Raw genomic sequence first — 22,729 nt, 5'->3', positions numbered from 1 at the left:
CGGAGCCGCCGCCCACATGTCCCTTCATCATACTAACAATGTCAAAGAACCGACAACTTAAGAGGGACAGCCATTCTTCCTCGAAACTTGGTCCGAGGGAGGGGCGTCCCGTTTATGTTGGCGACCGATCGAAGCGAGAACCAGTGGCGCTCACCGCGTCGGTGGAGTGGCATCTAGGCGCGTCGACTGAGTCGGTCAACAGGAAAAAACACAGAGGAGACATTTCTTCTCCAACGGCCCCTCTAGCGCGCCAAAGCCACGGTTTCAGGCCAGTTCTTCCTCCGGCCACGTCTCTGTTCCGACCTGCGCCTGCGCCGACTGACTGTAACGCGCGCCTGAAACCGCGCCAGTTTTGAACAGACGATCGACGGCGCCCAGCTGGTCTGACGACAACTGGAGCGCAACCGCACCCAGATCCTCATCCAGATGCGCGATGCTGGTCGTCCCGGGAATCGGCACGATATGATCGCCCTTCGACAGCAGCCATGCGAGACACAATTGTGCCGCCGTGCATCCGGCTTCTTCCGCCAGACCGGCGAGGCGACCGTAGAGCGCCAGATTACGGGCGAGATGCGGAGATTGGAAACGCGGCATGTCAGCGCGCAGGTCGCCCGAGGGCACCCCCTCCCCGCTCACGCCGCCCGCCAGCAGCCCCCTGCCGAGCGGCGAGAAGGCGACAAAGCCAATGCCCAGTTCCGCGCAGGTATCGAGGACGGCTATTTCGGCATTACGCGTCCAGGGCGAATATTCGGTCTGCACCGCCGCGATGGGATGCACGCGATGAGCGGCGCGAACGGTACTGGCGGACATTTCAGACAGGCCGATCGCGCCGATCTTGCCCGCCTCTACCGCGCGAGCCAAAGCGCCGACCGATTCTTCGACCGGCACATGGGGGTCAAGCCTGTGCATATAATAGAGATCGATATGATCGGTTCGAAGCCGCCGGAGCGAGTCATCAACCGCGCATTCTATCGCCGCCGGTGATCCATCAAGGTTCCGCCTGCCATCGACCAGTCCGAGCACGCATTTACTGGCAAGAATGAATTCAGACCGGCGGGACATCAATGTCCTGCCCAGCAATTCCTCATTCGTGCCAGAACCATAGATAGACGCCGTATCAAAGAAGGTGACGCCCGCATCCAGCGCATGCAGCAACAGACGTTCGGCCTGCGCCGGATCAGGTCGGGGCAAATAGGCGTGCGACAGGTTCATGCACCCCAGACCGATAGCGGAAACGGTCAGGGGGCCGATTTTCCGGGTTGGCAAGACTGCATTCATGACGGCTCCTGATTTCAACGTGACAGCTGACGAGGGAAAAATGCGCAATTTCGTTCGAAAGTGCCCACGTCGGATGATTTATAGCGCGTGATTGCGAATTTGAAGTATTTCTGCGATAGCTTGGCGGGTCAAGCTTCAACTTCTCCATCGAGGTTCCGAATGAACGCAGTCGTAGATCAGATTGGCGACCTGGCGGAAGCGGGTGAGAAGATGGTGGAACGCCTGCGTCGCAAGGCATTTCTGCCGGATAGCCGCAAGGAGCTTAACGTCCGTTTCGGCATAGCGGAAGCGGCGCAATTGCTGGGCTGCTCAACGAATCGTATTCGCATGGCGGAGGATGACGGGCGGCTGCCCCCTGCCCCGCCCACCGGCAATGGCCGCAGGCCCGGCTATACAGTCGAGGAGCTGTTGAACATGCGGCAGGTTCTGGGGGCCAGCCCCGAACGCGCGCCGCTGGATGTGCCTGCCATTATCGCTGTGCAAAATTTCAAGGGCGGCGTGGGCAAATCGACCGTAACCACCCATCTGGCGCATTATTTCGGCGTACAAGGCTATCGCGTGTTGGTGGTCGATTGCGACAGTCAGGCGACGACGACAACCCTGTTCGGTTTCAACCCGCATTTCAATATCCAGCGCGAAGAAACGCTCTATCCCTATCTGTCGATCGATCCAACCCAGGTCGATCTTCTCTATGCGGTGAAACATACCGCTTGGCCCAATGTCGATCTAATCCCTTCCAACCTGGAACTGTTCGACGTCGAATATGAGCTGGCGGCGGCGGGTAGCGACGGCGGCTCTGTCCTGGCAGCGCGGTTCCGCAAGCTGAAACAGGGCCTGGCGGATCTGGCCCGCGACTATGACGTGGTGCTGCTCGACCCGCCACCAGCGTTGGGCACGATCAGCCTTGCGGTGATGCAGGCGGCCAACGCGCTGTTGGTGCCGCTGGCGGCGACGACGCCCGACTTTTGTTCGACCGTCCAGTTTCTGTCGATGATGGATCAGGTGATCAACCAGTTGCAGGGTGCTGGCATAGAGGTCGATTACCAATTCGTCAGGCTGCTCTGTTCGAAATTCGACAGCAATGACCCAAGCCATTCGATGGTCCGAGCCATCATGGAACAGAGCTTCGGCCCTGCCCTCCTGCCCATACCCATCCTGGACAGCGCGGAAATCAGCCATGCGGCGCTGCGCATGATGACGGTTTATGAGCTGGAAAAGCCGATCGGTACGCCCCGCACGCACAAGCGATGCCGCGCCAATCTGGACGAAGCCATGGGCCAGATTGAATCCCTGGTTCGCCAGGGCTGGGGTCGCGTCGCGCCTGCCAGAGAAGAGGATATCGTCAATGCGGCCTGACCTCACCGTCACGCAGAGGCAACGGGTCGAGCAGGCGAGCTGCAAATCAGCGCTGTCCTACATTGATATGTTCGCCTTATGTTCCGCGCGAATCGGAGGAGGGGCCCATGGCGCGTAAGCAATCGGATTATCTGGCGGCGCTTCTGTCCGATGAGGCAGAGGCCCCTTCCCACGCCTCGACGCCACCGGCTGTCGCGGAGATTGAGCCATCCCCCTCCCCTGCCCCGCCCCGCCCACCTGAACGCAGCCGTGGCGCGACCCTGATCGGGCGTGAATCGGCGCTTGCCCGGCTTGCATCGGGCGAAGTCCGGCAGGTCACGCAATTGCTGCTCGACCCCGCACGCGTACGGATATGGCGCGGCAATGCGCGGCTTTACGACCATCTCAACGGCGACAATTGCCGGGAATTGATAGATTCGATCATTGCCGAGGGCGGTCAGAAGGTGCCCGCCGTCGTGCGCCGGGTCGAAGGCGATCCCGATCATGACTATGAGGTGATTGCCGGCACGCGGCGGCATTTCTCCATTAGCTGGCTTCGCGCGCACAGCTATCCCGACATGATGTTCGTGGCGCAGGTCGCCCAGCTCGACGACGAGGCGGCTTTCCGTTTGGCCGATCTGGAAAACCGGGCCCGCAAGGACGTCACCGACCTGGAACGCGCGCGCAACTATGCCGAAGCGCTAGGCGCCCATTATGGTAGCCACCTGACCCGCATGGCCGAACGGCTGAAGCTGTCCAAGGGCTGGCTGAGCAAGATGATCAAGGTCGCGGGTATCCCCGACGCTGTCATCGCCGCGTTCGCATCGCCGGGCGATGTCCAGTTGAAGCCTGCTTATGCGCTCGCCCAGGCGCTGGACGATCGCGTCGCCGCACAGGTGATCGCGGCAGAGGCCAGTCGACTGGCAACGACACAACAGGAACGGCGTAATGTGGGCGAACCACCCCTGCCCGCTGCCGAGGTTCTGCGGCTATTAATGGATGCTCCTCGCGTCGCGCAGTCAGAGCCCAAGGCAGACCCATTTGTGTGGATGACGCGCTATGGTCGCCCTGCCCTGACGGTGCAGTCGGCGAACCGACAGGGGGTGACCATCCGCCTACACTCCGGTTCTGGCGCTGATGCAGACATGCTGGCGACGGCGTTGCGGGACGCGCTTGAACATCTGGAGCGGCAAGGGATGGGCCTACAGAAATGATGGCGTCGGGGGGCGAGCATATGTGCGTGGATTTGGAGAATTCTCCTCGCGCTGAAAGCTGTTTCCCCGGGGAAACGGTGCCGCACCAGCTTCGCCTCGCCCCGACCAGCCATGTTTCCCCAGGGAAACGAAGTGCCGCTTTCCCCCTTCCCGGCATCCATCTCCGCATCAGGAACCAGCCATGATCCGCGCCGCCAAAGCCGACGCCACCGATCAATTCGAACTGTTCCTGCCCTATATTGCGGACATGCCCCTGCGCGACCAGCGCGAGATGATGGAGCGGCCCTTCTTCAGCCTGGCCAAATCGAAGCGCGTCAAGCCGATCGACTATACTTCGCCCGACGGCAAAGCATGGGTCCACGTCTCCGCTAACCCCGACTATGGTATGGCGACAATCTGGGACGCCGACATTTTGATCTACTGCGCGTCAGTGCTCGCCGACATGGCACGGCGCGGCGCGAACGATATTCCGCGCAAGCTACATCTGATGCCCTATGATCTGCTCCGGGCCATTCACCGTCCGACGACCGGGCGCGCTTATGAACTGCTCGGTCAGTCGCTGGACCGGCTCGTATCCACCACGATCAAGACCAACATTCGGGCGGAAAATCGCCGCGAGGCCACATTCAGTTGGCTCGATGGCTGGACCCAGCTGGTGGATGAACGGACCGAACGTTCGCGCGGGATGACAATCGAGCTTTCAAACTGGTTCTACGAAGGCGTGCTGATGCAAGGCGGCGTGTTGTCGATCGACAGGGCTTATTTCGATCTAACCGGTGGGCGGGAACGCTGGCTTTACAAGGTAGCGCGCAAACATGCGGGCGGGGCAGGGGAGGGCGGATTTGCCATTTCCATGCCGACCCTGTTCGAAAAATCCGGTGCGGAAGGGGCCTATCGCCGCTTCAAGTTCGAGATCGCCAAGATTGCCGAACGCGACCCCCTGCCGGGCTATTCATTGCAGATGGAGCATGCGGACGGCAAGCGGGAGCCGTCCGTGCGCATGCGTCGGCGCACGGCTGACATGGACAGGTCCGGCCAGTTCGCCCGCCAGGGGATAGGAACAGGCAAGCGCCTTCCCGCCAAGGGCGCGCCTGAAGCATCGGAACCGCTTTTTGACGCCAGCGACGTCATCCGCAGCACCGTAGTTTGTATGTCTGCGCGTGCCAGCGCCGGTGAGATTACTGATGCGACCCTGGCCACCTTGCGATCCAACTATCCCGGCTGGGATTATCAATCGCTGCACCAGGAGTTTCGAGACTGGCTTGCCGCAGACTCGGCGCGCACGCCAGTCAACTACCAAAAAGCATTCATTGGCTTTGTCCGTCGTTTTCACGAAAAGAACCGCCACCAGCTTTGATCGCCCGCCTTTTACAATAAGAGCTGGGACTGCAAGGATTCCTGATCACAGCGGTGCAGGGACAACTCGAAACTTCCAGAATCATATGCGCTTTTCCGCACGCACCCTGCCGTTCCCGGTCCGCCCCGTCTTCCACCTTGGGCAAAGCGTTCCCGAAGTGTCGGGTTATCGGAATGACCAGCCGTGCCTTTCCAGGGACCGCGTCAGGCGCGCCAAACTGTCCACAGCTTTTGAACCTACTTTTTGAGCGCCTCGGTCGAACTGATTCAAACTGTCCCGTGTTAACCCCTCGACAGGATCAGCTTCGACACAATGGGAACGGTCAACGTGCTATCAGGAACGACCAGCCGACCTTTCAGGAACGCTCGGTTCGACATTACAGGAACGAATGTTCGACATTATGGGAACAGCGTCATGCGCCCGACTCGCGACATTCCGGCCTATTTCGACCCTTTGCCCAGCGCTTAACTCTCTAACTTTCCTTATAAACTTTATAACGTAGGCGATATTGTTTTTGGAATGGAAAAGGATGATTGCTGGAGGCTGTCTCGGACCTTCATTCAGCCGGTTCCAGTGGCGGCAGCGGATATCTGCGCCATCAATTTCGTCGCCCCCTGATGCGATATACCCAGTAAACGCGCCACTGCAGTACGGCTCAACCCTGGATAGGCAAGTTCCAACCGCATCAGTAGAGGCGCCTTGCTACGCCTGGTCACCGCCAGATCTGACGGCATATGGTTGAGGCGTCTTTCTATCCGGTCGAGTTCGCGCAATCCCTCTAACGCCTGCCGTCCGATCATAGCCGTTAACTGTTCAACCAGGCGGTCCCTATTTTCTGGCAGAAATCGCCCCAGATCCACGAACGAGGGGAGGGTGCGCAAAGCAAGGCCACAACTTCGAAGCGCAGAGGGCAGATGGCAAGCTATTACCCAGTCCAGATCGGAACGACGGGGGTCGATCCGCAACTGCCTGCCGTCAATGGTGGTCAATAGCTGAGCCGCCGTTACAGGCGCTTCCAGTTGTCCCCTCGCTACAATCAGGCGGTCGGCGACCGCTTCTAGCGTCGGGGCAGGGTAGGGGGCCTCCAGAGCCTCCTGGATGGCTCGCCAAGCGGGGCCAAAGCGCACTAGATCCTCCGGTGCCCACAACTCTGCCTCCTTGCGATCGTCCAGCAGGGTCCGGGATATGTTCAGCGTAGCCCGCGCGACGGGATCATGTTCCCTCTCCGCGGCGGACAAGGCGAAATGCAGGAGGGCTGCGATGGAAAGAGGATCGTTCAAACCTTCGCTGTAACGGGGAGGGAGGCGTCGACCGCAAATCCAGTCTTCCAACTCTGTGACCCCGACCGGAATGCCCGCCGAAGTTGCCAGCAGCGACGCGCCCTTTAGCCGGGCCCGCGCCAACCAGATGTCGGTAGCAGGACTGTTGATCAGCCGCCCATCGAGCCGTCCAAGCATCAGCAGCGCCTTGCCGCTATCATTTGAAAAATCACGCATTTGCAAGGGTTAGCGCAATATCCATGTAACCAAAACACTAAGTTGGTTACATCAGCTTCTATTTTGTAGTGGACGGGGAAGCGAGGTATGTCGCTGTCTCAGACAAGATGATGCCGGGCGAACCGCTGCTGTGCAAGCGCATTTTTCTTACATCCGCGAGACCCAACGGTCTGACGAGGTTTGAGCATTTTCCAGTTAGACGGCGTGGTCCATCTAATTGGAACGGATCATGGTCCGTGCTGCGCCCCCACCCGTTGCCGACTGCCGAAAAAACAAAGGGCCGCTGCATCTGCACGCAGCGGCCCTGAAAACAGTCACATTGTATGAAAGAGACTTAGCCCTTGCCGCCATCCGGCGCGGAGCCGGGCGCGGCCTTTGCCTTGGCACGGCGCGGTTGTACTGATTTCGCCGTTTCCGACTTGGACGGTCCCGGCTTAGCCGATGCCGCTTTGCCTTCAGGCTTTGCAGCTGGCTTGGCGGCCTTTTTCGCGGGTGATTTGGCCGGGGTTGCGGCAGTTGCCGCTGGAGGGGCAGCTACCGCAGTTGCAACGGGAGCCTTCGCGGCCGCCGCCTTTGTCGTGGGCTTGCGACCCAGGCCCAGCTTGGTCGCGACCGCGCGGCGGGCTTCGGAATAGCTCGGCGCAACGAGCGGATAGGATTTGGGCAGATTATAGCGTTCACGATATTGATCGGGCGACAGTCCGTGAGTTGCAAGATGCCGCTTAAGCGTCTTGTACGGCTTCCCGTCGATCATGCTCAGAATATGGTCGGGCGACGACAGGCTCTTGCGGGCCGAAACTGCCGGTGTGTAAGTCACCGCCTGGGCCTCTGCAGGATTGGCCTGCAGCGTTTCAGTCAAGGCTGCGCGGGTTGAGCGGATCAGATCGGCCAAGCCCTCGCTAGGTATGGAATTGTTGGACACAAATGCGCTCAGCAGTTCGACAGTGAGCGTAGTGATATCAGGCGACATGTTCTCAGACATTGGCACGCTTCCCCCAGGAAAAGAATGATGCGCCTGCCTTTTGCGCTGTTTGTTCGAAAATGTAAATCTATCTCCCGATATGAATGACCGCAGTCTGTCCTGTTGATGGACATCATGATTATTCTTCAGACTATTTACTATGAATGTCCTGATGTTCTGACTGAACCTTCCCTCATCGCTCTCAACTTCGGCGGCGGGACTGGCGGAACAGGGGTTTGGCGTTCGAACCGAGCGCTGCCGGAACGCAACCTTATGCCAGCACAAAAAAAGGCCGATCTTTCGACCGGCCTAATGAGTTTTAGGAGAGGATGCCTGAAAGGCAGGGCGCATATCGCTCGCCAGCCTTCCTCCCGCAATTGTTGAATGTGACTTCTGGATTGCGTCACGCGCAACCGTCGCAAGGCGGTTGCGCGTGCATGCCCGGATCAGCCGTTCAGCTGGTCCTTGACCGCCTTGGCAGGCGTGAAGGTCAGCTTCTTCGAAGCGGCAATCTGGATGGTCGCGCCGGTCGACGGGTTGCGGCCTTCGCGTGCCGGCTGGTCCTTGACCTTGAACTTCCCAAATCCGTTCAGCGAAACTTCCTGACCCTTGGCGGCAGCGCCGGCGATCGCGGAAAATACGCCATCGACATATTTGCGCGCGTCAGCCTTGGTCAGGCCATGCTCGGCAGCAATGGTTTCGGCGAGTTCGGTGTTGTTCATTGATGATCTCCCTTTCATGGACGACGCGTCATACCCTGTCTTAGCGCGCTCAACCAGCCCGCTTTTCAGCCTTTTCAATCGCGGCGACCTATCGGAAGAGGCGCGTCGCGGCATTTCTGTATCGCGACCGGCGCCATTGGCCAAGCCCGCTATGCTGGGCCAGCATCGCGAGAACCCACGCCACTGCCGCACGGATATGTCCCGAGCGCCGCAACTGCCTGCGAAAATGCCGCCAATCTCTAATCCATTTGTATGGTGCGGGGGGTCATTTCAGCCGACATGATCGATGGCATCACCACGAATCAGGAGAGTGAGGTGTCGAACCATCGGAACCGCAACGGCCAGGACGGCGAGGGGCTGCATTTCGCTGTCATCGGAGCGGGCATGGCAGGCCTGTTGGCGGCCATCCGCCTGCATCAGGCGGGCGAGCATTTCACCGTCTATGAAAAGGCGGACCGGGTCGGCGGGACCTGGAGGGAAAACCGCTATCCAGGCCTGACCTGCGACGTCCCGGCCCATGCCTATACCTATAGTTTCGAACCCTATGCCGAATGGCAGGCCTATTATGCCAAGGGTTCGGAAATTCAGACCTATTTCGAACGTACCGCTGAAAAATATGGAGTGATGCCGCACATCCGTTTTGGGGCAGAGGTCACTGCCTGTATATGGGATGAGGTCGAGAATATCTGGCGCCTTGGGCTGTCGACCGGGGAAACGGCGGTGGCCGATATCGTCATCGCCGCGTCCGGCGTGCTGCATCACCCACGAATGCCCGATATCGAAGGGCTGGACAGCTTTGCCGGGACGGCGCTCCATAGCGCGCGCTGGCGGGACGACGCGCCGGTCGATGGCGCGCGTGTGGGCATCATCGGCAATGGGTCGACCGGGGTGCAGATTGTCACTGCGCTTCAGTCCCGCGCGGCCAGTCTGGTGCATTTTCAGCGGTCGCCCCAATGGATCATGCCCGTCCCCTATTTCCAGTATAGCGATGAAGAGCGCGAAGCGTTTCGCCGCGAGCCGGCGCTGATCGACGCGATCCGCAACGACAAGGATTATTGGGACGCCATCTATCGCTTCACCCATGCGATCACTGACACGCATGGGCCGGAAATCGCCATGATCGAACAGCTGTGCCTGGATAATCTGGAAAATAGCGTCAGCGACGCGGCATTGCGGGAAAAGCTTCGCCCCGACTATCGCGCGGCGTGCAAGCGGCTGATCTATAGCTGGAGCTATTATGACGCCGTCCAGCAACCCAATGTGGAGGTAGAACGCGAAGCCATTGCCCGCGTCGAACCCGATGGCGTGCGGATGGCGGACGGCAGGCTCCATCCGCTAGACACGCTGGTGCTGGCGACCGGGTTCCATGCCGACCGCTTCATCCGCCCGACCACCGTGATGGGCCGGGATGGGCTGTCACTGGACGATGTCTGGTCGGTGCGGCCGACGGCTTATTATGCGGTGGCAATCCCCGGCTTCCCCAATTTCTTCATGCTCAACGGACCCACCGGCCCGGTCGGCAACTTCTCGCTGATCGACATCGCTGAAAGGCAATGGAATTATATCGGCCATCTGCTCGAACCGCTGCGGCGGGGTGAGGCGGCAAGCATTGAACCCAGTGCACAGGCCCATGCCGATTATGAGGAAAGGCGCATCGCCGCCGCGCGATCGACCATCTTCGGTTCGGGTTGCAGCAGCTGGTATCTCGACGCGACGGGCGTGCCGTCGAGTTGGCCGTGGAGCTATGAGGCGTTTGCCGATGCCATGTCCTCCCCCAACATGACGGATTATATTTTGCACGCAGGACAGGACAGTGCCGTCGCGGCAGGCTAAACGTGCGCAAGTTTTCAAGCCGATATTCGTGCAGAAGGAGAAGGCAATGATCGACTACGGTCTACAGGGGAAAGTGGCGTTGGTGACTGGAGCGGCCGGAGGCATTGGCCGCGCCACCGCGCTTGGGTTCGCGCAATCGGGCGCATCCGTGCTGGTCAGCGATGTCAATGAAGCGGGTGGCCGTGAAACTGTCGGCCTGATCGAACAACAGGGGGGCAAGGCGGCCTTTCAACGATGCGATGTCAGCGATGGCGAGCAGGTCAAGGAAATGGTCTCCGCCGCGGTTGAATTATTTGGCCGCCTTGACTGTGCGTTCAACAATGCGGGCATCAACATCATCACCGCCGATGAATATGAAGACGATGTGTGGCAACGTTCGCTGGGCATCAACCTTAGCGGCGTGATGATGTGCATGCGGGAAGAAGCTAGGGTCATGGTGGAACAGGGGGGTGGCGCTATCGTCAACACCGCTTCCATCAATGGATTGGTCGGCAATCCCGGCCAGCCCGCCTATGTCGCCACCAAACATGGCGTGGTCGGCCTGACCCGGCACGGCGCGCTGAAATGGGCCAAGCAGGGGATTCGCGTCAACGCCGTGTGTCCGGGCGTTATCGAGACCCCCATGACGGCGCCGCTGCTGGCGGACGACGGCACGCGGGCATTGCTCGATTCCATGACGCCGATGGGTCGGCTTGGCCAGGCGGAAGAAATTGCGCAGGCAGTGCTGTGGCTCTGTTCGGATGCGTCCAGTTTCGTGACGGGGCATCCGTTGGTCATCGATGGCGGGGCGACCGCCTTCTGACCATGTTCGAACGTCGGCGGTGGGGCGGGCATCGGCCTTTCCCACCGCCGTTCTCTTGATCGATCGCTTTGCTCTTTATCTTTGTTGTCGCATCGCTTTTCGCGGAAAACCGGTTCCCACTTTTCCGCGCTATACTCTATTCGGCGGCGTTCAGCATTGGGACGCCATATTGCGGGTCGTCTTCATTGCAGAGCCTGTTGGTGTCCAGCCACAACCCTTCTTCGACCGGCGTGATGTTCAATTCCTTGCGGATGTCGCTGATCTGCCAGTCCACATAAGCGCGCCAGTCCACCAGCATCAGTGGATATTTCCAGTTCCGTCCTTGCTCTGCCCCGCGATATTCCGCCTCCAGGTTGAGGACCATCGCTTCGGGATAGTGCAACCCGTCCTTCATGATCGTCTTTGCCTTCAGATAGGTCGCGATGCGGGAGAAGAAGGCGGACAGTTCCGGGTGGAAATAGCGGGCCTTGGCGTGCATGTTCGCAGTCAGCAAAGCCACTTCGCCGCCGTGATTGGGGCCAAACCCCGTCACCATATGTTCGATGTCGTGCGTCAGTGCGGTCTGGCGCAGGTAGAATGTAAAGTCATTCACGACCTGCACTTCCTGAAAGAACAAGTCGAGTTGATAGCCTGAATTCACCATGAAATCACGGATCGCCGCGCCCAGCGTGCCTGCCTTGCAGTCGGCAAGTTCGGCAATGGTGAAATCGGCCAGATGCCTGTCCGCCAGCCATCGGGCGAACTGAGGCAGTCGCGCCTTTTCCATTTCGAACAGTTCGATGATGCGCGGCATATCTTCCAACTCGTGCAAGATCGCCGCGACCTCTGGAATATAGGCGGTGTTGGGCATGTCCGGGCCGTTTCGCCGCAACATTTCTTGGGCGATCAGGGCGCGCAGCGGGCCGTGGTTCAGGTAACGGGACGAACTGACCAGCACGCTGCTGTCGGTCGTCACGGTCTTTATGCCGCCGTTGAAATATGCGCGGTCGGCGTCGCCGATCTTGGCTTCGTTCATGTCATGCATCCTTTCTGTCCGGGCGCGCCGCATATGTCATTCAGCGGCGATGGCGAGGTCAGGCGACCCGATCGCGGGCGACAGGAACGTGCCGGGCTTCGCGCCGGTATAGGCTCCGTCCTCGAACGTGGGCACGCCGTTCACCAGTGTCAGTCGAACCGGCATCGGCTTGCGAGTGAAACGCCAGGTCGTGCCGCCGCGTCCGTCAGGCACGTCGAACACCTTTTCCATGGCCTGCCGCTTAACCTCGTCCAGGTTGAAAACGGCAATGTCCGCCTGCTTGCCCGTTGCGATAACGCCGCGATCGGCCAGGTTGAAATGGCCCGCCAGCTTGCCGGTCATGACGTGCACCGCTTCTTCGATGCTCAGCTTCTTTTCGTCGCGGACATATTGGGTCAGCAACAGCGCATTCTCGCCGCCGCCGCACAGCATCTGCAGGTGCGCGCCCGCGTCCGAAATATTGCCGACCGTCTTGGGGTCGCGCATCAGTTCGATGGTCAATTCCTCATCCTTGGGGAACGGGGCCATGTGCACGGTCGAGCGGGTGCCGTTCTTCAATATCCATTCGGCCATCGCGTCCGACCGGTGCAGGCTCAGCGAATCGGCATATTCCTTCAACGTGATGTTCAGCGGACCGGCGCCATTTTCGCTGTCGAACAGGTACAGGTCCTGCGGGTTTTTCAGCGGCGAGTGCGGCCAGGCATTATTGTCCCAGCTTTCGCGGGCACGGGCGCGCCAATCAGGGTCAGCCAGCAACCGCGCCTTTTCGGCATGGTCGTCGGCCAGCACCACTTCATGCCAGACATAGTCATTGGACTGGGCGAAGATCAGCGACTTGACCAGGCTTAGCGTCGATGTCGGCGACACATGGGCAAAGCCGGGCCAGACATCGACATTGGCTTCCCGCATCTGGCGCAGGCTTTCCTGCATTGCGGGCAGGATGCCTTTCTGGAAATCCAGCGTCGGCACGCCGCCTGCAATCTGGACCCGGATCTTGCGGCCCGACAGCAGTCTGGACAGCCGTTCCAGATTGGCGGGGGCGGTCATCCGCATGAATGTGTCGACGATCACCTGGTAACAACAGTTGGGGTAACGCTCCATGACGTCGAATAAAGCGGAAAATTCGGCGTCATTGGCCATCAGGCTGGGCACGGGCCGGTCCTGCCCGTCATGGTCGTGCATATTGTCCGACATGCCCAGCGCGCCCGCCGCCAGTGCATCGTCGAGCAATTCGCACATACGATCGATTTCTTCAGGCGTGGCTTCCCGGTCCCATGCTTCCACGCCCATCGCCGCCAATCGGATAGCGATGTGGCCGGTATAGGCCGCATAATTCAGTGGCACCTTCACATTGCGTTCGACCGACGCGCGATATTCCGACCATGTGTTCCAATCCCAGGGCAGGTTCTGCATGAACGGCCCTTCGGGAATATCCTCGAAGAATGAGAAAATGCCGATCATTTCGCGCTGGGCGGGCATATATTTGTGGAGCGGCGCGGGGGAAAATCCGCAATTGCCCAGGATCATCGTGGTCGCGCCATAGCCGGGCAGGGGATCAAGGTCGGGCTGCCACCACATGGTGCCGTCATAATGGGTGTGGCTTTCGATGAAGCCGGGCGTCACATAGCAGCCCGCCGCGTCGAACAGCCGTTCGCCCTGCGGTTCAAGGTCCGGCCCGACCTCCGCGATCTTGCCACCGCGCACGCGCACGTCCGCCCGGAATGCGGGCGCGCCGGTGCCGTCGACGACCGTGCCGTTCCTGATCAGAATATCGTTCATCGCTCTCCGTCTCCTACGATCCTCTCCCCGCCGCTGGTTTGTGGCGAGGGGGGCTTTTGCGCAGAGCATGCTACGCCCCTGGCCGGTGATGCCGAAGGCCGGGCTTGTAAAAAGGATCGTAATTTGCGCATCATCGGATCATCATGCGATCCGATTCCACAAGCGCCGCGATGCTGAGCGTCCTGCGCCGCCACCTGCGCAGCGAAGGGTGGACGGCGGTGCGGCTGGCGCGTGAGCTGGGCGTGGGTGAAGCGACGGTCAAGCGGTGGCTGGCGGGCAGGTCGCTGTCGATTGACCGGCTGGAGCGGCTGGCCGGGCTGTGCGGCACCACCATCATGGAACTGGCGCATGAAGCGGAACAGGCGCGGTCGGGCCTGGCGCGCGAACTGACGCTGGCGCAGGAGCGGGCGCTGTCGGCGGACGCGTTTCTGTCGCTGCTGTTCATGGCGTTGATGGCGGGGGCAACGCCGCGCGAATTGTCGCAGGATTTCGAACTGGCGCCCGCGACCCTGGACATCGCACTGGCCAAGCTGGAACGGCTGGCGTTGATCGACCGTATCCGCGATGACAAGGTGCGCCCGCTGGTCGACCGCGCGCTCGTATTTCGAAAGCTGCCCATGCGGGGCCTGTTCGAAAAGCATATGAAGCAACAATTCCTGGCTATGGACTTTGCCGCGCCCGATGCGGTCTATGCGTCCGAACTGCTCAAACTGTCCAATGCAGGCATCGCCCAACTGGCCGAGATGATGGAACGGTTCCGCCGCGACGCCCATGCGCTGGCCGAACGGGATCGCGAAAACAGCCTGCTCCAGCGCCAATGGATTGCGATGCTGTGCGCCATCCGGCCATTCCGCACGACCGGCCTGCAGGACGATCAGGGCGAAGCGTTCCGGCCCGCCTAATCCAATTGGAGGATGGCGGCCGCCCGGCTTCGCGCATAGCGTCGCCCCAGAAAATAGGGAGAGGATGGGCTGATGAGCGGCAAGGACTTCGCCGGGAAAGTCGCGATTGTCACGGGCGGTGGGTCAGGCATTGGCCGGGCCGCGAGCAGGCGGCTGGCCGCACAAGGTGCGCAGCTGGTGGTCGCTGACATCGCGATCGACCAGGCGCGGCGAACCGTCCAACTGATCGAAGATGCGGGTGGAGAAGCCATTGCCGTGCGGGCCGACATCTCCAGTGAAGATGATAATCGCGCCATGTTCGACGTCGCGGCGGATCGTTTCGGCGGGATCGACCATGCCTTCCTGAATGCGGGCATCCTTCAGCCTTATATCCCGTTTGAACAGGTGGGGCTGGACCTGTTCGACCAGTTGATCGGGGTCAATCTGCGCGGCACCTTCATGGGCGTGCAGCAGGCGCTAGCCCGGTTGCGGCCAAGGGGCAGTTGTGTCGTTACCGCATCGCTCGCCGCACAGGTCGGTTTTGCGGAAGCCGCCGCCTATTCCATTTCAAAACATGGGCTGATCGGCCTCGTCCGTTCCGCCGCCGGGCCTTTCGCCGGGCGCGGCCTGCGCATCAACGCCATATGTCCGGGCATGGTGCTATCGGGCATGACTGGTGGCGCGGGGCTGGAGACGCTTGCGGACCCCATGGATCTGCCTGACCCATCCTATCGCGGCGGTCTGGAGGCGCAGCATGTCGCGGAAGCGGCGCTGTTCCTGCTGGGCCGGGGCGCGGCGGGGATCAATGGGCAGGCGCAGAATATCGACGCCGCATTTCTGGCAGCCTTTCCACCGCTTTCGGAATTACAATGATGTGGGCGGTCAGCCCTGACCGGCGTCGGCCTGAACATCCGGGTGGGCGGCCTTGAACGCAGAGAGTTGCCCTGCCGCTTCACCCGCCGCAACGATGCGGGGAAAGGGCGAAAGGTCCAGCTTGAAACGTTGCGCATTATAGAGCTGCGGCACGATGTAGCAGTCCGCCATGGTCGGCGCGTCGCCAAAAGCGAAGGCCCCACCATGTTGCGCGATCATCTTTTCCAGCGCGGTGAAACCCTCGCCAATCCAGTGATGGACCCAATGCTGCACCTGATCCTTGCTCGCCTGGAACCGGGTTCGCAGGTCATTGAGCACCCGTAGATTGTTCAGCGGATGCACGTCGCACGCGATCAGCGCCGCCATCGCCCGGACTATGGCCATATCCTCGGCGCTGCCCGGCAGCAGGGCGGGCAGGGGCCATTTCGCTTCGATCCATTCCAATATGGCAGGGCTTTCGATCAGGACGGTGTTTCCCTGTTGCAGGGCGGGGACCAGCCCATGGGGCGCGATGGCCAGATAATCGGGCGATCGCTGCTCCCCCGCGCGCAGATCATGGCTGACCTGATCATAGGCCACGCCCTTCAGGTTCAACGCTATCCGCACCCGATAGGCGGCGGATGATCGCCAATAGCCGTGCAGGACCAGCTTGCTCATTTCGCCTCCATCACCACGGCCCGGCATTCGCCCAGTCCGATAGGCACGAAGCCTTCAGCCTGCGCGGTGGCGCGCAACACTATCTCATCGCCATCCTCGATGAACCCACGCGTCTCCCCGGACGGCAGGTGGATCGGCTCCTTGCCGCCGACGGTCAGTTCCACCATGCTGCCAAGACCATCGCGGGTCGGTGCGGAAATCGTGCCCGTGCCCAGCAGGTCGCCGGGATTTAGGTTGCAACCATTGGACGCGTGATGGGCCACCATTTGTTGCACGGTCCAATAAAGGTTGGCGGCAGGACCCTGGCACAGGCGCATCGGCGCTAGGCCCTGATCTCGCATCGCTCGCGTCAGCAACAGCGCCTCCAACGTGATCGCCAATGCGCCATGTCGCTGGTCGTCGGCGTCCAGCAGATAAGATAGCGGCTCAGGATCGCCTTCGGGACGAAGTGGCTGGGCGATGCGGAAAGGGGCCATCGCTTCCGCCGTGACGATCCAAGGAGAGATGGTCGATTGAAAACTCTTGGCCAGGAACGGCCCCAGCGGTTGATATTCCCAGGCTTGAAAATCGCGCGCGGACCAATCGTTGAGCAGGCAGAAGCCTGCAACATGGTCCCCCGCCTGCGCGATCGGGATGGGCGTTCCCAGTTCGTTGCCCGCGCCGATCCACACTCCCAGTTCCAACTCATAATCCAGCCGCTCAGTCGGTCCAAACGTCGGGGCGTCGGCCTCCGGCGGCTTGCGCTGCCCCATCGGCCGCCGCACCGGTACGCCCGACGCCCTGATGGACGATGCGCGACCATGATAGGCGATGGGCACATATTTATAATTGGGCAGCAGCGGATTGTCGGGCCGGAACTGCCTGCCGACATTGTTCGCGTGGTGAATGCCGGCGTAAAAATCGGTGTAGTCGCCAATGGTAGCGGGAACATGCATCACGCAATCGGCCGCTCGCACCAGCTTGTCAGACAAGGCGGGACGATGCGCCGGGTCGGACAACAGCGCGCTTATGTGATGGCGAAGGACACGGCGTTGTCCGCCCGGCAATGATAGCAATTGATTAAGCGTTGTTTCCTGCAGGCTGCCGCTGACCGCCGGGTCCACCATGCCGACGCGTGCGCAGGCGCGCAGGTCCAGGATCATGTCGCCGATCGCTACGCCGATCCGGGGCTCTAATCCCAATGGCGCGAACAGGCCAAAGGGCAGGTTTTGCACCGGAAAATCGCAATGCCCCTGCGCGCTGTCTACCCAGCTGGTCCGTTCGGGATCGTGGGTGTCGTCGGTCGTCCACCAGTTCACCGGGCCGCGCCTCCGCCGTCCGACGGCAGGCGCGCCTTGGCAAAGCCGCGCCAGCAATCATCATAATCGGGTTGCAACAGGGGCGTTCCCATCGCCCATGCCGTCGGCCTGAATGGATAACGGCTTTCGAACATGAACGCCATTGTCCCATCGATCCGGCTGGGGGCCAGCGCCGCCGTCACCGCCTTGCCATGGCTTTCCACATCGGGGCCGTGCGCGGACATGATATTGTGCAGACTGGCACCGCCGGGATTAAAGCCGCCGCCCGACTTTGCCTCATACTCCCCTTCGATCAGCCCCATGAATTCGCTCATGACGTTGCGGTGAAACCAGGGCGGCCGGAACGTATCTTCCGCCACCAACCAGCGCGGGGGAAATATCACGAAGTCGATATTGGCCACGCCTGCGATGTCGCTAGGCGATGTCAGCACGGTGAAGATGGACGGGTCGGGATGGTCGTAGCTGACGCTGTTCATCGTGTTGAACCGTGTCAGGTCATAACGATATGGTGCGGCATTGCCGTGCCAGGCGACGACATCGAACGGGCTATGGGGCAGGGTGGTAGTCCAGAGGGCGCCCAGATATTTCTGCACGATCTCGCATGGCCGGTCGATATCTTCGAACGCGGCGGCGGGCGCTTCGAAATCACGCGGATTGGCCAGGCCATTGGCGCCGATCGGGCCCAGCTCCGGCAAGCGAAAGAGGCTGCCGTGATTCTCGCAAATATATCCACGCGCCGGTCCGTCGATCAGTTCGACGCGAAAACGGATGCCGCGCGGGATCAACGCCATCTGCAACGGAGCGATGTCCAGCACCCCCATCTCCGTCACGACCCGCAACGCGCCCATTTGCGGCACGATCAACAATTCGCCATCTGCTGAAAAAAAGGCGCGGTCCACCATCGACCGGTTGGCGGCGTAAAGATGGATGGCGCATCCCTGTCCCATGCCCGCATCGCCATTGCCCACATAAGTTACCAGCCCATCGATGAAATCTGCGGGCGCGGCGAGCAGGTCCAACGGGTCCCAGCGCAGGCGGTTGGGGGAGGGGGGATAGTCGCTGACCGGCGCCGACCGCAGGCGGCTGTCCTTTGCGTAACGCGCAAAAGGCGCATGTGCCGCCGACGGGCGCATGCGGTAAAGCCAGCTGCGATGGTTCTGATGACGCGGCGCGGTGAAAGCCGTCGCGGAAAATTGTTCGGCGTAAAGGCCATAGGGGACATGCTGCGGCGAATTACGGCCAATCGGCAGCGCGCCGGGCACGGCCTGCGTCGAATGAAGATTGCCAAACCCCGGCAGCATCGGCCCGCTATCCTGGATGACGCTGTCCTCTGCAGGGGGCGGCCTGTCGGAATGGGGTGCGTTCATGCCGGTCCTCATGTCTGGACGGAAATCACGCCGCGCCGGATCTGGTCCAGCTCGATGCTTTCGAACAATGCCTGAAAATTGCCGTTGCCGAAACCTTCATTGCCCTTGCGCTGGATGATTTCGAAGAAGATCGGGCCGAACAAGTTTTCAGTGAAAATCTGCAGCAATATGCCTTCGCCCGTTTCGACGCTGCCGTCGATCAGGATGCGGTTCTTCTTTAACCGCTCCAGGTCTTCGCCATGGCCGGGGAGGCGCTGATCCACCAGTTCATAATAGGTTTCGACCGTATCCTGCAGCCTGACGCCGCGTGCGCGCAGCCGTTCGACCGTATCGTGGATGTCGCGGCTGGTCATGGCCAGATGCTGGATGCCTTCGCCATGATATTGACGGATGAACTCTTCAATCTGGCTGTTGTCGTCCTGGCTTTCGTTCAATGGGATGCGGATCGCATGATCGGGCGCGATCATGGCCTGACTGAACAGGCCGGTCGCCTTGCCCTTGATGTCGAAATATTTCTGCTCCTCGAAATTGAAGAGCGTGCGGTAAAATTCGCTCCAGACGCGCATCTGTCCCCGGCGGACATTGTGGGTCAGGTGATCGAGCAGGTCCAGGCCGACATTATTCTTTGCCTCAGCTTCCCGCCATCCGGGAAATTCGGCCCAGTCGGCATACAGGTCTTCACCGTCCGCCACGAAATAAAGGTAGGAACCGCCAATGCCCTGAATGACGGTATCGTCTTCCTCGGTCGGTTTTGCCCCATGATCCAGCGCCCAAGCCATTGCGCCTTGCGGATCGGCGACGCGAAAGGCCATGGCGCTGGCCGATGGCCCATGTTCCCCGCGAAACGCAGCGACCCGGCCTGCATCGTCGCGGTTCAGCATCAGGTTGATGCGACCCTGTTTGTAGCGGGTGATGTTCTTCACCGGGTGCCGGTGCGATGGCACGAAGCCCAGTTGTTCGAACTGCCGGGCCATGGCGTCCGGGTCGGGGGATGTGAATTCGACAAATTCAAAACCGTTGAGGCCCAGTGGATTGGCGGTTGCGTCGGCCATGACATCCTCTCCTCCCGGCGGCGGCACATCTGGCTGCGCCCGGCTCATGCCTTGCCCCGCGATAGCGCATAGGCCTGGGTGCCTCGGCTGATCACCTTGTCCTGTGGCAACACAGTATCGGCTTCCAGGTCGGCCAGCCCTTCAAGCTCCCTATACAAGGGCGAGAAATCCATTTCGACCGTGTGCCTCAACAGGTCGTCGAAGCTGTCGATGACGAAATAGCTCTGCTGATAATCGTCGATGCGGTATCGCGTCCGCATTACCCGTTTGAGGTCAAAGCCCAGTCGGTTGGGCGACGGGTCATCCAGCGCGAACAGCGATTCGCCATGGGACGACACGATGCCCGCACCATATAGTTTCAGCGCGTCGCCCCGCCGGATCAGGCCGAATTCGACCGTATACCAGTAAAGCCGCGCCAGATATTCGATTGCGCCCAGCCCATCGGCTTTCAGCCCGCCTTCGCCATAGGCCTGCATATAATCGGCGAACACTGGGTGGGCGAGCAAGGGGACGTGACCGAACACGTCATGAAAAACGTCCGGCTCCTGCAGATAATCCAGCTGTTCGGGCGAACGGATGAAGCGCGCGGCGACGAAGCGGCGATTTGCCAGATGTTCGAAAAACACCCGGTCCGGCACCAGTCCCGGCACCGCCACGACTTGCCACCCTGTCAGGTTCATCAGTCGGTCCGACAGTTCGGCAAAGTCAGGAATGCCCTTCCGCGTCATGCGTAGCACGTCCAGCCCATCGGTAAATTCACTGACCGCGCGGTCCGGCAGCATGCTCGCCTGCCGTTCGAAAAGCCTATCCCACATCGCATGGTCCTGCGGCGTGTATGCGTCCCAGTCCTGCGGCACGGTCCAGTCCGGCGCTGCCATAATCGGCGTAATGAGCGGCTCTTTTGCCATGGAATGATTACTCCACGACCCAAGTGGGAAAAGGTTCCAATCCCATGTCAGCGCCCGCGAAATATGCTATGGGTGGCAACCTTCGACCGACTCTGGATATGGAGGATGGCGATGCGAAAAATCGTTCCTTCGCTGGCGCTCCTGATGGCTACCGGCATTTTAATGAGCGGGGATCCGGCTCCGGGCCGCTATTATTCGCCTGACCTGCTAGCGTCCCTCGATCCCGTCAATAAGGTGCGTAATCTGTGTGGCGGGAAAAATGGCGCGGCTTCCATGCGGGACAAGCTCGCGCTGGCGGCGGCCTTTGCGCCTGCGGCATCCGGTGCACGCGTCCAACTTTACGATGATCTGGGAAAAATCCACTTCCCGATCACTACGTCCAGCCCGGTTGCGCAGCGCTATTTCGACCAGGGATTGGCGCTTGCCTACGGATTCAACCACGCTGGGGCGATTGCATCTTTCCGCGAAGCGCAACGGATCGATCCGCGTTGCGCGCTGTGTTTCTGGGGCGAGGCGCTGGCCTATGGTCCGAACATCAACGCGCCCATGGACCCGGCCACCAATGCCCGCGCGGTTGGACTGGCCCGCTATGCCGACTGGCTGTCGCGCGGCGCGATGCCGGTGGAACAGGCGCTGACCGCCGCGATGATGCGGCGTTATTCGCCCGACCCCGCCGCCGATCAGCCTGCGCTGAACGCGGCCTATGCCGACGCGATGCTCGCTGCTGCGGCGGCCCACCCCGCGCATGACGATGTCAGCCTGCTCGCGGCCGAAGCAGCAATGGATACGCGGCCATGGGATTACTGGATGGCCGACCGAAAAACGCCGCAGCCACGGCTGGACGACGGCGTCCAGCTGGTCGAAACGGTGCTCGCGCGCAATCCTGCTCATCCACAGGCGTCGCATCTGTACATTCATCTGATGGAAAATGGGCCGGACCCCCGCCGTGCCGAAGCGGCGGCGGATCGGCTGGCCGCGCCGCTCGCGCCAAAGGCTGGCCATCTCGTCCACATGCCGGCGCACATCTATTACCGCCTTGGCCGCTGGCGGGATTCGCTGCGCGTCAATCTGGCCGCAGCGCAGGTGGATGAGGAATGGATCAAGGCCAGCGGCGACCGGGGGCTGATGCGTTATGGCTATTATCCCCACAACATCCATTTCATCGTCACGTCGGCGCAGATGGCCGGTGACATGGGCACCGCCATCAGCCATGCCACGAAGCTGGAACAGATGCTGGACCCGGCGGTCAGTGCAAAGATTGCCTGGGTCCAGGCGATCCATGCGTCGCCCTATTTCGCCGCGGCCCAGTTCGCCACGCCTGAACGGATATTGGCGATGCACGCGCCCGACCCACGTTTGCCTTATGCCATCGCCATGCACCATTATGCGCGGGCGGTGGCGCGGGCGCGACAGCGTGACCGGGCCGGGTTCGACCGGGAAATGGCGAAGCTGCGCGCTATTCGCGATGGCCAAGCTGTGCAGTCGATGATCGATCAGGGTGTGCCTGCACGCGACCTGATGCAGCTGGCGGAAGCCGTGGCGACGGCCCGCTGGGCCTACGCCAACGGGCGATATGGTCGGGCGGAAAAGCTCTACCGCCAGGCGATCGCGCTGGAGGACAAGATCCCTTATATGGAGCCGCCCTTCTGGTATTATCCGGTTCATCAGTCGCTGGGCGCGGCGCTGTATCGCCAGGGGCGCTATGATGATGCGGCACAGGCATTCACCCAGGCGCTGGCGCAGTCACCCAATAATGGCTGGGTGCTTTACGGTCTGGCGGCATCGCAGCGCGCGCGCGGTTATGGCGCGGAAGCTGCTGCCGCCGATGCCGCGCAGAAACGCGCCTGGGCCGGCGATCCGCGATGGCTGCGGATGGACCGGCTGTAGCGACATCGGCAGCG

The 22,729-nt window shown here is 61.1% G+C and carries 19 protein-coding genes; 8 read left to right on the top strand and 11 right to left on the bottom strand.

Annotated elements, in window-relative coordinates; genetic code table 11:
* Positions 1-264 precede the first annotated feature (264 nt).
* Entirely contained in the window at positions 265-1,278 is a 1,014-nt protein-coding gene (locus ACI3KQ_RS09150; RefSeq protein WP_404956863.1) for an aldo/keto reductase, read from the bottom strand.
* Positions 1,279-1,437: 159 nt separating this feature from the next.
* On the opposite strand from ACI3KQ_RS09150, the gene ACI3KQ_RS09145 reads away from it, so the two are divergent.
* The 3 genes from ACI3KQ_RS09145 to ACI3KQ_RS09135 all read left to right on the top strand — a co-directional run bounded on the left by ACI3KQ_RS09145 (position 1,438) and on the right by ACI3KQ_RS09135 (position 5,184).
* Positions 1,438-2,634 carry an AAA family ATPase gene (locus tag ACI3KQ_RS09145; RefSeq protein ID WP_404956861.1) on the top strand — a complete coding sequence of 399 codons (1,197 nt, stop codon included), beginning with the start codon at positions 1,438-1,440 and terminating at the stop codon, positions 2,632-2,634.
* A gap of 107 nt (positions 2,635-2,741) precedes the next feature.
* Entirely contained in the window at positions 2,742-3,827 is a 1,086-nt protein-coding gene (locus tag ACI3KQ_RS09140) for a ParB/RepB/Spo0J family partition protein (RefSeq protein WP_404956860.1), read from the top strand.
* Positions 3,828-4,008: 181 nt separating this feature from the next.
* Positions 4,009-5,184, top strand: coding sequence for a replication initiator protein A (locus tag ACI3KQ_RS09135; RefSeq protein ID WP_404956858.1), 1,176 nt, complete (start codon positions 4,009-4,011; stop codon positions 5,182-5,184).
* A 560-nt stretch (positions 5,185-5,744) separates the two neighbouring features.
* Here ACI3KQ_RS09135 and ACI3KQ_RS09130 read toward each other — a convergent pair.
* The 3 genes from ACI3KQ_RS09130 to ACI3KQ_RS09120 form a co-directional block, all read right to left on the bottom strand.
* A complete protein-coding gene (locus tag ACI3KQ_RS09130; RefSeq protein ID WP_404956856.1) occupies positions 5,745-6,680 on the bottom strand; it encodes a hypothetical protein in 936 nt (311 codons plus the stop codon).
* A 334-nt stretch (positions 6,681-7,014) separates the two neighbouring features.
* Entirely contained in the window at positions 7,015-7,662 is a 648-nt protein-coding gene (locus ACI3KQ_RS09125) for a MucR family transcriptional regulator (protein WP_404956855.1), read from the bottom strand.
* A 425-nt stretch (positions 7,663-8,087) separates the two neighbouring features.
* A complete protein-coding gene (locus ACI3KQ_RS09120) occupies positions 8,088-8,363 on the bottom strand; it encodes an HU family DNA-binding protein (RefSeq protein WP_404956853.1) in 276 nt (91 codons plus the stop codon).
* A gap of 315 nt (positions 8,364-8,678) precedes the next feature.
* Between ACI3KQ_RS09120 and ACI3KQ_RS09115 the strand changes: the two genes are divergently transcribed.
* Together ACI3KQ_RS09115 and ACI3KQ_RS09110 are read left to right on the top strand one after the other, a co-directional pair.
* Positions 8,679-10,196, top strand: coding sequence for a flavin-containing monooxygenase (locus ACI3KQ_RS09115; protein ID WP_404956851.1), 1,518 nt, complete (start codon positions 8,679-8,681; stop codon positions 10,194-10,196).
* A gap of 46 nt (positions 10,197-10,242) precedes the next feature.
* Complete coding sequence (locus ACI3KQ_RS09110) at positions 10,243-10,998, top strand: SDR family NAD(P)-dependent oxidoreductase (RefSeq protein ID WP_404956849.1); 756 nt, start codon at positions 10,243-10,245, stop codon at positions 10,996-10,998.
* A gap of 136 nt (positions 10,999-11,134) precedes the next feature.
* Here ACI3KQ_RS09110 and ACI3KQ_RS09105 read toward each other — a convergent pair whose 3' ends face one another.
* Together ACI3KQ_RS09105 and ACI3KQ_RS09100 are read right to left on the bottom strand one after the other, a co-directional pair.
* Entirely contained in the window at positions 11,135-12,013 is an 879-nt protein-coding gene (locus tag ACI3KQ_RS09105; protein ID WP_404956847.1) for a Coq4 family protein, read from the bottom strand.
* A 36-nt stretch (positions 12,014-12,049) separates the two neighbouring features.
* Entirely contained in the window at positions 12,050-13,792 is a 1,743-nt protein-coding gene (locus ACI3KQ_RS09100; RefSeq protein WP_404956845.1) for a D-aminoacylase, read from the bottom strand.
* 143 nt (positions 13,793-13,935) lie between these two features.
* Between ACI3KQ_RS09100 and ACI3KQ_RS09095 the strand changes: the two genes are divergently transcribed.
* The gene (locus tag ACI3KQ_RS09095) at positions 13,936-14,694 is read left to right on the top strand and encodes a helix-turn-helix domain-containing protein (RefSeq protein WP_404956844.1); all 759 of its coding nucleotides are present in this window, start codon (positions 13,936-13,938) and stop codon (positions 14,692-14,694) included.
* Between the two features lie 72 nt (positions 14,695-14,766).
* On the top strand, positions 14,767-15,546 hold the full coding sequence (locus ACI3KQ_RS09090; protein WP_404956842.1) for an SDR family NAD(P)-dependent oxidoreductase: 780 nt from the start codon (positions 14,767-14,769) through the stop codon (positions 15,544-15,546).
* Between the two features lie 9 nt (positions 15,547-15,555).
* Here ACI3KQ_RS09090 and maiA read toward each other — a convergent pair whose 3' ends face one another.
* From maiA to phhA, 5 genes are all read right to left on the bottom strand, one after another.
* The gene (gene maiA, locus ACI3KQ_RS09085; RefSeq protein WP_404956840.1) at positions 15,556-16,203 is read right to left on the bottom strand and encodes a maleylacetoacetate isomerase; all 648 of its coding nucleotides are present in this window, start codon (positions 16,201-16,203) and stop codon (positions 15,556-15,558) included.
* Positions 16,200-17,501 (bottom strand): fumarylacetoacetase, encoded by a 1,302-nt coding sequence (gene fahA / locus ACI3KQ_RS09080; RefSeq protein WP_404956838.1) that lies wholly within the window; start codon positions 17,499-17,501, stop codon positions 16,200-16,202. The genes maiA and fahA overlap by 4 nt, the downstream gene beginning before the upstream one ends.
* On the bottom strand, positions 17,498-18,802 hold the full coding sequence (gene hmgA / locus ACI3KQ_RS09075; protein ID WP_404956870.1) for a homogentisate 1,2-dioxygenase: 1,305 nt from the start codon (positions 18,800-18,802) through the stop codon (positions 17,498-17,500). Before hmgA ends, fahA begins: the two co-directional genes overlap by 4 nt.
* Positions 18,803-18,876: 74 nt before the next feature.
* Positions 18,877-19,920, bottom strand: coding sequence for a 4-hydroxyphenylpyruvate dioxygenase (gene hppD, locus ACI3KQ_RS09070; RefSeq protein ID WP_404956868.1), 1,044 nt, complete (start codon positions 19,918-19,920; stop codon positions 18,877-18,879).
* Between the two features lie 44 nt (positions 19,921-19,964).
* The gene (phhA, locus tag ACI3KQ_RS09065; protein ID WP_404956836.1) at positions 19,965-20,828 is read right to left on the bottom strand and encodes a phenylalanine 4-monooxygenase; all 864 of its coding nucleotides are present in this window, start codon (positions 20,826-20,828) and stop codon (positions 19,965-19,967) included.
* Between the two features lie 105 nt (positions 20,829-20,933).
* On the opposite strand from phhA, the gene ACI3KQ_RS09060 reads away from it, so the two are divergent.
* Entirely contained in the window at positions 20,934-22,715 is a 1,782-nt protein-coding gene (locus tag ACI3KQ_RS09060; RefSeq protein ID WP_404956835.1) for a tetratricopeptide repeat protein, read from the top strand.
* Positions 22,716-22,729: the final 14 nt, after the last annotated feature.

It is taken from the genome of Sphingobium sp. ZW T5_29, from assembly GCF_044987515.1.
GTDB lineage: Bacteria > Pseudomonadota > Alphaproteobacteria > Sphingomonadales > Sphingomonadaceae > Sphingobium.
Note: the sequence above shows the minus strand (reverse complement) of the source record. Positions and strands in the feature narration are given on the sequence as shown.